This window comes from Corynebacterium sp. AOP40-4SA-5, from assembly GCF_052377355.1.
Lineage (GTDB): Bacteria > Actinomycetota > Actinomycetes > Mycobacteriales > Mycobacteriaceae > Corynebacterium.
The window spans coordinates 78,599-89,534 of record NZ_JBQSWS010000009.1 but is presented as its reverse complement, the minus strand read 5'-3'; the positions used below and the strand labels follow the sequence as shown (position 1 = coordinate 89,534).

General features: G+C 67.4%; 9 protein-coding genes. 6 read left to right on the top strand and 3 right to left on the bottom strand.

The genetic code is table 11. The features are described from left to right. Positions 1–175 precede the first annotated feature (175 nt). The 3 genes from ACT3S3_RS07505 (at position 176) to hrpA (ending at position 5,512) form a co-directional block, all read left to right on the top strand. A complete protein-coding gene (locus tag ACT3S3_RS07505; protein ID WP_301442369.1) occupies positions 176–772 on the top strand; it encodes a peroxiredoxin in 597 nt (198 codons plus the stop codon). A 1-nt stretch (position 773) separates the two neighbouring features. Further along, on the top strand, positions 774–1,298 hold the full coding sequence (locus ACT3S3_RS07500; protein WP_301442368.1) for a carboxymuconolactone decarboxylase family protein: 525 nt from the start codon (positions 774–776) through the stop codon (positions 1,296–1,298). A gap of 98 nt (positions 1,299–1,396) precedes the next feature. Then, a complete protein-coding gene (gene hrpA, locus ACT3S3_RS07495) occupies positions 1,397–5,512 on the top strand; it encodes an ATP-dependent RNA helicase HrpA (protein WP_301442367.1) in 4,116 nt (1,371 codons plus the stop codon). Positions 5,513–5,525: 13 nt separating this feature from the next. On the opposite strand, the gene nrdR is transcribed toward hrpA, so the two are convergent. Then, positions 5,526–5,987: a transcriptional regulator NrdR gene (gene nrdR / locus ACT3S3_RS07490; RefSeq protein WP_301442366.1), complete on the bottom strand. Its 462-nt coding sequence runs from the start codon at positions 5,985–5,987 to the stop codon at positions 5,526–5,528. A 93-nt stretch (positions 5,988–6,080) separates the two neighbouring features. After that, positions 6,081–6,362 carry a hypothetical protein gene (locus tag ACT3S3_RS07485; protein WP_301442365.1) on the bottom strand — a complete coding sequence of 94 codons (282 nt, stop codon included), beginning with the start codon at positions 6,360–6,362 and terminating at the stop codon, positions 6,081–6,083. A gap of 512 nt (positions 6,363–6,874) precedes the next feature. Between ACT3S3_RS07485 and lexA the strand changes: the two genes are divergently transcribed. Then, on the top strand, positions 6,875–7,624 hold the full coding sequence (gene lexA / locus ACT3S3_RS07480) for a transcriptional repressor LexA (RefSeq protein ID WP_301442364.1): 750 nt from the start codon (positions 6,875–6,877) through the stop codon (positions 7,622–7,624). An 88-nt stretch (positions 7,625–7,712) separates the two neighbouring features. On the opposite strand, the gene ptsP is transcribed toward lexA, so the two are convergent. Continuing rightward, positions 7,713–9,431 (bottom strand): phosphoenolpyruvate--protein phosphotransferase, encoded by a 1,719-nt coding sequence (gene ptsP, locus ACT3S3_RS07475; protein WP_301442363.1) that lies wholly within the window; start codon positions 9,429–9,431, stop codon positions 7,713–7,715. A 240-nt stretch (positions 9,432–9,671) separates the two neighbouring features. Here ptsP and ACT3S3_RS07470 point away from each other — a divergent pair, with 240 nt between their 5' ends. Next, on the top strand, positions 9,672–10,460 hold the full coding sequence (locus ACT3S3_RS07470; RefSeq protein ID WP_441579561.1) for a DeoR/GlpR family DNA-binding transcription regulator: 789 nt from the start codon (positions 9,672–9,674) through the stop codon (positions 10,458–10,460). Between the two features lie 134 nt (positions 10,461–10,594). After that, complete coding sequence (locus ACT3S3_RS07465) at positions 10,595–10,864, top strand: HPr family phosphocarrier protein (protein WP_441579562.1); 270 nt, start codon at positions 10,595–10,597, stop codon at positions 10,862–10,864. Positions 10,865–10,936: the final 72 nt, after the last annotated feature.

Below are 10,936 nucleotides of genomic sequence, written 5' to 3'. Positions count from 1 at the left end.
CTCTACATCACGATCCTTGCAGGACCCTATCTACGAGCGACCATAAGGCCTCCCTATCAAGCTCTCCCAATAAATCAGTTATACCTTTGCATCAGTTCTGATTTCATGGCATAATCGTTGTTGCTCAAGACGAAGCACGAGCGTCATATTTTCACGAAACCAGGAGGCATTCACCGTGTCCATTCTCACCGTCGGCGACCAGTTCCCCGAGTTCAACCTCACCGCCCTCAAGGGCGGGGACCTGCACGAGGCCAACGCCCAGCAGCCGGACGACTACTTCGAGGACGTGAACCTCGGCAAGTACCAGGGCAAGTGGAAGGTCGTCTTCTTCTACCCGAAGGACTTCACCTTCGTCTGCCCCACCGAGATCGCTGCATTCGGCAAGCTCGATGAGGAGTTCCAGGACCGCGACACCCAGATCCTCGGTGGCTCCACGGACAACGAGTTCGCGCACTTCAACTGGCGCGCGACCCACCCGGAGCTCAAGGGTGTCCCCTTCCCGATGTTCGCTGACGTCCGCCACGACCTGATCCGCGCCCTGGGCGTGGAGAACGCCGGCGGCGTGGCCGACCGCGCGACCTACATCGTCGACCCGGACAACGTGATCCAGTTCGTCTCCGTCACCCCGGACGCCGTCGGCCGCAACGTCGACGAGGTCCTGCGTGTGCTCGACGCCCTGCAGTCCGAGGAGGTCTGCGCCTGCAACTGGCAGGCCAACGACCCGACCAAGAACATCAACAAGATGGACGTCGTCCAGGAGGCGCTGAACTAATATGTCGATCGACAACCTGAAGTCGGGTCTCCCCGACTACGCCAAGGACCTGAAGCTCAACCTCAGCTCCCTCGCCCGCTCGACCGAGCTCACCGAGCAGCAGCTCTGGGGCACCTTCGTTGCCGCGGCCGCCGCGTCGCGCAACGACCAGGTTCTCTCCGAGATCTCCGACGAGGCCAAGGCGCACCTCTCCGACGAGGCGTACGACGCCGCGCTGGCCGCCGCCTCGATCATGGCGATGAACAACGTCGCCTACCGCGCCCGTGGCTGGCTCGGTGACGACTACGCCCAGGTCCGGATGGGCCTGCGGATGAACGTCATCAGCAAGCCGGGCATCGAGAAGGTCGACTTCGAGCTCTTCTCCCTCGCCGTGTCCACCATCAACGGATGTGACCACTGCACCATCGCTCACGAGAAGACCGTGCGCGACGAGGGACTGACCAAGGAGCAGGTCTTCGAGGCGGTCAAGGTCGCCGCCGTCGTCCAGGGCGTCGCCCAGGCGATCGAGATCGAGGACGCACGCTAGGACGCATCAGTCCGCCTGCGGATCCTCCGCTCTGCCGCGGCCCCGCCCCCTGGTGACAGGGGGCGGGGCCGCAGTCATGTCAGTGGTAGGATCACCGGGTGGTTTCCGAGGACAAGAACGCAAGTGGCACCCCACGTTCGGGCAGGAAGCGCGGACGCGGTAAGGGACGGGGACGAGGGTCGGGACGAGGTTCCGGCCGTCCCCCGCGCCAGACCCCACGGGCGAACCTGACGCAGAACCTCAACTTCCCGGAGTCCCTGCCCGTCTCCACGCGCCGCGACGAGATCATGGAGGCCGTGCGCGACAACCAGGTCGTGATCGTCGCCGGTGAGACCGGTTCCGGCAAGACGACCCAGCTGCCGAAGATGTGCCTGGAGCTCGGCCGGGGCGAGACCCGTCGAATCGGTCACACCCAGCCGCGACGTATCGCCGCGCGCAGTGTCGCCGACCGTATCGCCGACGAGTTGGGTGAGAAGGTCGGCGAACCCGGTAGCCGTGTGGGCTACAAGATCCGGTTCGACGACCACGTCAACGACTCCACCGCGGTGAAGTTGATGACCGACGGTATCCTGCTCGCCGAGATCCAACGCGACCGGATGCTGCGCGCCTACGACACGATCATCGTGGACGAGGCGCACGAGCGCAGCCTCAACATCGACTTCCTGCTCGGTTACCTGCGCGAGATCCTCCCGAAGCGACCCGACCTCAAGGTCATCATCACCTCGGCGACGATCGACCCGGAGTCCTTCGCCCGCCACTTCGCCGACGCCGACGGCAACCCTGCCCCGGTCATCGAGGTGTCCGGACGCACCTTCCCCGTCGAAGTGCGCTACCGCCCGCTCACCCGTACCGAGGACCGCACCGAGTCCGGCGGTGGGGTGCGTGAGATCGAGACGGACCCGTTGGACGGTCTTCTCGACGCCGCCCGCGAACTCATCGCCGAGGGGCCCGGCGACATCCTCTGCTTCTTCTCCGGGGAGCGGGAGATCCGCGACGCCGCGGACGCGCTGTCGGACCAGCAGTGGCGCGGGGTCGACGTCCTGCCCCTGTACGGACGTCTCTCCTCTGCAGAACAGCACCGGGTCTTCAGTACCGGGTCACGGCGTCGGATCGTCCTCGCCACGAACATCGCCGAGACGTCGCTGACGGTGCCGGGGATCAAGTACGTGATCGACACCGGCTACGCCCGGATCTCGCGTTACTCGCACCGCACGAAGGTGCAGCGCCTGCCCGTCGAGGAGATCAGCCAGGCGTCGGCGAAACAGCGATCGGGCCGTTGCGGACGTACCTCCGACGGCATCGCCGTGCGCCTGTACTCCGAGGAGAACTTCGAGGCACGGCCCGAGTTCACCGACCCGGAGATCCTGCGTACCCACCTCGCCAGCGTGATCCTGTCGATGACCGCCCTGGACCTCGGCGACATCCGGGAGTTCCCCTTCCTGCAGCCTCCGGACTCCAAGTCGGTGCGCGACGGCGTCCAGCTGTTGCGCGAACTCGGCGCACTGGCCAACGAGCCCAAGGAGAAGGACAAAGAGAAGGAGAAGGGCAAGGACGGCGGCCCGACTCTCACCGACATCGGGCGCGACATGGCGCGCATCCCCACCGATCCCCGTCTGGCGCGCATGTTGTCGGCCGCCCACGCCAACGGCGTTCTGGAACAGGTCGCCGTCATCGTGGCGGCACTGAGCATCCAGGACGTCCGCGAACGTCCTGCCGAGCACCAGGCCCGCGCCGACCAGCTCCACGCCCGGTTCGCCGCGAACTCCGACTTCATCTCGGTGCTGAAGCTCTGGAACTACCTCCAGGCCCAGCGCCGGGAGCTCTCCGGCAACAAGTTCCGCCGGCTCTGCCGCGACGAGTTCATCCACTACGTCCGCGTCCTGGAGTGGATGGATCTGGTCCGTCAGCTGCTCACGGTCATCCAGGAGCTGCGGTGGAAGATCCCCAACGTGCGCCACTTCCGTGAGCTGACCTTCGACCTCGGCGACCAGGACGCCGAGACGGCCACGAGTGGTCTCGGGAAGCGCGAGGCGACGTCCGTCGACGAGACCGAGGTCCACAAGTCGCTGCTGACGGGTCTGCTGACCAACGTCGGTATGCGCCAGGGCAACTCCCGCCAGTTCACCGGCACCCGCAACACCACATTCGTGATCCACCCGTCCTCGCATCTGTCGAAGAAACCGCCGCAGTGGGTCATGGCCGCTGAACTGGTGGAGACCTCCCAGGTGTTCGCCCGCACGGTCGCCCCGGTCGTCCCCGAGTGGCTCGAGGAGGTCGCCCCACACCTGATGCGCTACTCCTACGCGGAGCCGTTCTGGTCCAGCAAGCAGGGTGCGGCTCTGGCCATCGAGAAGGCGTCGATGCTCGGCCTGCCGGTCATCGCCGACCGCCGGGTCAACCTGTCGAAGACCGATCCGGAGGCAGCGCGCGACATGTTCATCCGCCACGCGCTCGTGGAGGGAGACTGGCGCAGCAACCACCGCTTCTTCCGCCACAACAGTGAGCTGCTGGACGAGGTCGGGCAGCTCGAGGACAAGGCACGACGCCGGGACATCGTCGTCGACGACGACACCCTCTACAGCTTCTACGATGCCCGCCTCCCGTCCTCGGTGGTGTCGGCCGCCCACTTCGACTCCTGGTGGAAGAAGGCCCGGCAAAACGACCCACACCTGCTCGACATGACCCCGGAGGCGCTCATCGGCTCCGACGGTGCCGCGGCAGAGGCCCGGGAGTTCCCGGACACGTGGCGCCAGGGGGCGATGCAGTTCGACCTCACGTACGTCTTCAGTCCCGGCGATCCAGCCGACGGCATCACGATGCGCATCCCGTTACCGTTGCTCGCCGGTGTCACCGACACCGACACCCGGTGGCTGGTGTCAGGCATGCGCGAGGAACTGTGCATCGCACTGATCCGCACGCTCCCCAAGCCGTTACGCACCTCGGTCGTGCCGGCCGGGCAGTTCGCCCGGGCCGCGCTGGAGCGCATGACCCCCTATGACGGCCCCGTCGACCAGGCGTTGGCTGATGCGTTGCGCTCGCTCGGCGGCACGGGGATCAGCCCCTCCGACTTCGACTGGGACCGGGTCCCGGGCCACCTGCGGATGACCTATGCCGCGGTGGACCGTCGGGGCAAGGTCATCGCGACCTCGAAGGACCTCGGTGAACTGCAGGACGACCTGGCCGGCGAGATCACCCAGTCCATCGCCTCCGCCACGGCACGCTCCTCCCGCGGGTCGAACGGCGCGTCCGGGGGCGCCGCCCCCACCCCGCAGGACTCCGCGTCCCATGGCCCGACGAAGAAGAAGGGCCGGGGACGACGCGGCGGAAACGGTGCAGGGGGTACCGGTGGTGTGCTCGCCCGTTCCGCGAGCTGGAGCAGCGACGGCATCGGGGTCATCCCCGAGTCCGTCGAGACCGTGGTGGACGGCCAGACCACGTCGGCCTACCCCGCGCTGGTCTCGGCGGGCAAGGACGGCGTCGTGCTGAAGGCCTTCCCCACCCCGCAGGCGGCGGCGGGCCAGCAGTTCTCCACGGTCCTGGAGATGATGGTGGCGGCCTGCCAGGTCTCCACGAAGCAGATGGTCAAGGGACTGCAGTTGCGCCAGCGTGTGGCGGTGGATACCTATCCGCACGGCGGCGCGGACGCTCTGGTGGACGACTGCCGGGTACTGGCCTGTCGAAACCTGCTCGAACAGTACGGTCCGGTGATCCGCGATCCGGAACGGTGCGCCGAGGCGGTCAGCGCCGCGAGGGACCGCGGCCCGGGACTGGTCCGCCAGATCTTCGTGGCGATCACCCCGGCGGTCCTTGCCGTGGCGGACATGTCGCAGGAGCTCTCGGCGTGGGACGGGGCTGCCATCGAGGACATGAAGGCGCAGCTGGAGTTCTTCCTCGGACCCCACCAGGTGGCCAAGAACGGCGTGGAACATCTTCGTCACGTACCCCGGTACGTTGCAGCGATGCAGTCGCGCCTGGAGATGATGGAGTCTGACCCGGACCGGGAGGAGGACCTCGACGACCAGGTCAGGGAGTGCCTCGAGGCGGTCGAGGAGGCCCGGCGCCGCCTGCCGGCGATTCGGGCGGCCTCGTCGCAGTTCAAGGATGTCCTCTGGCTGGTCGAGGAGTTCCGGGTGTCGCTGTACGCCCAGAACCTAGGTACGTCGCGTCCGGCGAGTGTCGCCCGGGTGCGTAAGGCACTGGCGAAGATCAGGTAGCCCCGGGGGAGGGCTACCCGGTCGCGTCGCTTCGCCGCTCCTGGAGCGCCCGGATCTCCTTCTCGAAATCCTCGGTCGACCGGAAGGACTTGTAGACCGAGGCGAACCGGAGGTAGGCGACCTCGTTGAGGTTGCGAAGGGGCTCCAGGATCGCCAGGCCGATGTCGTCGGCGGCGACCTGCGAGCCGTGGGAGGCACGCAGTGACTGCTCGACGTCGTGGGCCAGGATCTTCAGGTCGTCCCCGGAGACCTCGAGGCCCTGGCAGGCGCGACCGACTCCCCTGATCACCTTGTCGCGGCGGAACTCCTCGGTGACGCCACTTCGTTTGGTGACCAGCAGCACGGAACGTTCCAGGGTGGTGAACCGGGTCTTGCAGGAGAGGCATTCGCGGCGGCGGCGGATAGCGGAGCCTGATTCCACCGTGCGGGAGTCCACGACCCGGGAGTCCTCGGAACGGCAGGCTGGACAGAGCACGGTGTTCTCCCTTGCGGAGGTCGTCAGGACGGTAGGTGTTCCCACATGCTACCCCCGCCCCCGGGCGGAACCACCGTCGGCCGACGGGGCCGGTCAGTAGACCGGGATGACCACGTCCCGGTTGCTCACCCGGGAGTCCCCGTGGTCGCCGTCGCCACCCAGCTCGCTGACGTCGTTGAGCGAGGCGATCCTCGCCACCGCATCGCCGACGCTGGCCCCGTGCACGTGCTGCTCGGCGATCTCCGCCAGACTCTGGCCCTCGCTCACCGTGACGGTGGTCGTCCCGGTCGGGGTCACGGTGTCCTCCTGCGGGCCGGTGACCGCCGGCGAGACGGCGAGGAAAGCCACCAGTGTGGCCAGCGACAACACGGTCATGCCCGGGGAACCCACGACCATCGACGCACGACGCCGCATTCTTGCGTACCGGGAGGTCGGCTCGAACGGACGTTCAGCAATTCTGCCCTGACGGAGGTACCGCTTCCGTTGCACGACCGAGGGGGTCCGGACCGATCCTTCCCCCCAGGTGTTCGAGAAACCATCCATCTCCGACCCGGACCACTCCGGACGCCGATAGACGGGACGGCGGAGACCGGACCGACGACTTTCAACCGACATCGTGCTCATGACAACCCTCTTTCCGTGGAAGCAGACCGGATTCCCGGCTTCAGACAAGGACCATGACAGCACCGCGGACGGACATCGACTGATTCCGACGGCACATTCTTCGTCCGTGTGTTCGAAGTTCTGTATCTGCACCCGAAGGTAGCACGGGTGTTCGATGATGTCCACAGCCTTCCCGAATTTTTCGAACACCCTGACCAACGATGTCCGTTCGGTCATGTAAGGTCGGGGACACGACCGGTACAACGAGTCCAGGAGTGGGTCAGATGTCAGAGAAGCAGAAGTCCTCCGTGGGAACCACGGCAGGCAAGCGAAAGCGGGCGAAGGTCACCGAGGCAGGTGCCGCGCTCGACGCAAAGGGGAGGGAGAAGCTTTCCGACCGTCAACGGCGCATCATGGACGTGATCAAGGACGCGACCCGGTTCCGCGGATACCCGCCGAGCATCCGCGAGATCTGCGACGCGGTCGGGTTGAACTCGACCTCGTCGGTGTCCTACCACCTGCGCGAGCTCGAGCGTAAGGGGTACCTGCGCCGCGAGGACAACAAGCCGCGCGCGGTCGACATCAGGGACTTCGAGGACGAGGTCGACAACCGTCCGGGGCCGAAGCCCGCCAACGCCGGCGGTCCTGCGGGGATGCCGGAACCGTCCTTCGTCCCCGTCGTCGGCCAGATCGCCGCCGGTTCGCCCATCCTGGCCGAGGAGCACGTCGAGGCCCACTTCCCTCTCCCCCAGGAACTCGTCGGCGGCGGGGAGCTGTTCCTGCTCCAGGTTGTCGGTGAGTCCATGCGCGACGCGGGCATCTTCAACGGCGACTGGGTCGCCGTGCGCTCCCAGAAGGTCGCCGAACTCGGTGACTTCGTCGCCGCGATGATCGACGGGGAGGCGACGGTCAAGGAGTTCCAGAAGGACGACGCCGGCGTCTGGCTGCTCCCCCACAACGACCTGTTCGAACCCATCCCGGGTGACAACGCCGACATCCTCGGTCGTGTGGTCGCGGTGCTGCGAAAGATCTAGGCACCCCGCAAACCCCACGTAGATAGGCGAAACCCCCGGACAGTCTCCGTCAGAGGCCTCCGGGGGTTTCGCGTGGGTACAGGGTGCGCTAGAGCCCCAGCACGGCTGCGGCGGCGGCCTTGGCCTCCTCGGCACCGTCGGCGTCCAGCGCGGCGGCGGCCATCTCGCGGCACACCGCGAAGTCCACCTCGCCCAGCTGTGCACCCACCGCGGCGAGTGCGGGCGGTGCCGCGGACAGCGAGGTCACACCGAGACCGGCGAGCACGCAGCCCAGCACCGGGTCCGCGGCAGCCTCACCACAGACCCCCACGGCCGTCTTGGTCACCGCACCAGCGCGGCAGGTGGTGTGGACCAGGCGCAGCACCGCGGGCTGCCACGGGTCGGTCAGGTGTGCCAGCGACGCCGACATGCGGTCCGCCGCCATCGTGTACTGGGTCAGGTCGTTGGTGCCGATGGACACGAAGTCCAGGTAGGGCATCATCTTGTCCGCCATCAGCGCAGCCGCCGGAACCTCGATCATCGCGCCTGCCACGAGGCCACGCTCGTGGCACAGCTCGGCGAACCACTTCGCCTCGTAGACGGTGGCGACCATCGGCGCCATCACCCAGGTCTGGGCCGCGGAGTCCTCACGGCCGGACAGCTTCAGCGCCAACGCGATGCCGTCGAGCTGACGCTCGAGGAGCTTCTGGTTCGTCCGCGCGATCCGCAGACCGCGCACGCCGAGGGCGGGGTTCTCCTCGGTCTCCGCCATCACGTAGGGCACCGGCTTGTCCGAGCCGGCGTCGAGCGTCCGGATCACGACCTTGCCCTCCGGGAACGCGGAGAGGACCTCGGCGTAGCGCCGCGCCTGCTCCTCCACGGACGGCTCGGTGGTCTCGCTGAGGAAGCCGAGCTCGGTACGGAACAACCCGATCCCCTCGGCCACGGACTCCGCGGCCTGGCGGGCGGCCGCGCCGTCCTGAACGTTGGCCAGCAGCTGCACCCGGTGGCCGTCGGCGGTCTGTGCCGGGCCGTGCCAGCCACGGACCTTCGAGGCCAGCTCGGCGGCGGCGGTGACCCGTTTCTCCACCTCCGCCGGGTCCACGCCGGTCTCCACGGTCCCCGCCGCACCGTCCACCAGTACCTCGGTGCCGGCACTCACGCCGCGCAGGTTACTCCCCACCGCGACGATGCACGGCAGGTCGAGCTGGCGGGCGATGATCGCGGTGTGGCTCGTCGCACCACCCTTCTCGGTGACCACGGCGATGATCAGCTCAGGGTCCAGCGTGGCGGTGTCGGCCGGGGCGAGGTCGTCGGCGAACAGGATGTGGGGGGTGTCGACGTCCGGAATGCCGGGTTCGGGCTCCCCCCGCAGCTCGGCGATGACACGGTCGCGCACGTCCATCAGGTCGGTCACACGCTCGGCCATCACACCGCCGGCCTTCAGGAACATCTCCACGAAGTCGTCGGTGGCCTGACGGACCGCGTACAGGTTCGTCTGACCTCCGTTGACGGACTTCTTGACCTTCTTCGCCCAGGCACGGTCCTTGGCGATCGCCACCGTCGCCTCGAGCACCTGGCGGGCATTGCCCTCCACGGTCTGCGCGCGGGAGGTCAGGCGCTCCGAGACGGTGTCCACCGCGTCGACGAAGGCCTGGTACTCCGCCTCACGGTCGGCGTCCCCGACCGTCTTGTCCGGGCCGGGCAGCTCCGGACGGTCGGTGACCCACGTGACCGGTGCGAAGACGGTTCCGGGAACTACGGACTTGCCCTTCAGGACGACGGGCTCGCCGTCCGAGGGGGCTGCCGGGGGATTCGTGTCTGCCATAGTGTCTGGTCTCCCACAAATTTTCAGATCGCACGACCTGGTGGACGTCGATGCAACTACCAAGGTCATCTACCGAGGTCTTTTACCGAGGGTCCGACCCCGCGGGGTCGAGGTACGAACGTGATGGACAGGTTCGCCGACCACGATACCCTCTTTCACCCACCCCCCGGGGTCACCCGCCGGGCCATACCCACCCCCGAATCGGCGTTCATCCCTGCGCCACCCCATACAATGCACATCATGAACTCTGAGGAACGTCGCCGCCAGATCGCGTCACTGACCGCGGTCAACGGGCGTGTCACCGTCGTGGAGCTCGCAGAGCGGTTCGCGGTCACCCCTGAAACCATCCGCCGTGACCTCACGGTACTCGACAACGACGGTGCACTGCACCGCGTCCACGGCGGCGCCGTTCCCACCAACACCTTCCAGACCCGTGAGACCCCCATCGAGCTGCGCAGCACCACCTCGACCGAGGCCAAGATCAGGATCGGACGCGCCGCGGCCGACCTCCTGCCGCGCACCGGCACGGTGTTCCTCGACGCCGGCACCACCACCGCGATGCTGGCGCACGCCATCGCCGAGGCAGGACGCCCCGACGACAACCCCTACCGGGGGTTGACGGTGCTCACCAACTTCCTCCCCCTCGCCGTCCGCCTGTCGGCGGCGGGCCTGTCGGACGTCCAGCTCATCGGTGGTCACATCCGCCCCATCACCCAGGCTGTGGTCGGTGACATCGCGTTGCGCACCATCGGTGTCCACCACGCCGACCTCGCCTTCATCGGCACCAACGCCCTGTCCATGGACCACGGCCTGTCGACCGCGGACGCCGAGGAGGCCGCCGTGAAGCGCGCGATGATCGCCAACTCCGACCGGGTCGTCGCGATGTGCGACTCCACGAAGTTCGGCCGCGACTACCTCGTCAGTTTCGCCAACGTGCCGGAGATCGACGTGCTGGTGACCGACGACGCCGCGCCGCGCCAGTATCTAGAGGCCTTCTCCTCCGAGGACGTCAACGTCGTCACGGCATAAGAGGCGGGACGGTCGTGACGGCGCGATCCGGCACAGTTCGGCTACGCTGTCAGGGAGGGCACCACACGCCGGGCACTGCCGGCGGTCAGCGCCCGACCATCATGATCGACGACCTGATAAGGACATTCACAACCATGGCCTCCACTACCGTCACCGTCGGCTCCACCGTGGGCCTGCACGCACGTCCCGCCACCATCATCGCGGAGGCGGCTGCCAACTACGACGACGAGATCCTGCTCTCCCTGCCCGGGGAGGACGACGAGGAACCGTCGGACGCATCCTCCTCGCTGATGATCATGGCCCTGGGTGCCGAGCACGGTGACGAGGTGACCGTCTCGTCCGACAACGCCGAGGCCGTGGAGGCGATCGCCGCGCTGATCACCAAGAACCTCGACGAAGAGTAGGAACAGCGTCGACGGGGGCACCCGTCACCGCAGTCGAGTCCGGCCCCGACACCTGCACGGCAGGTGTCGGGG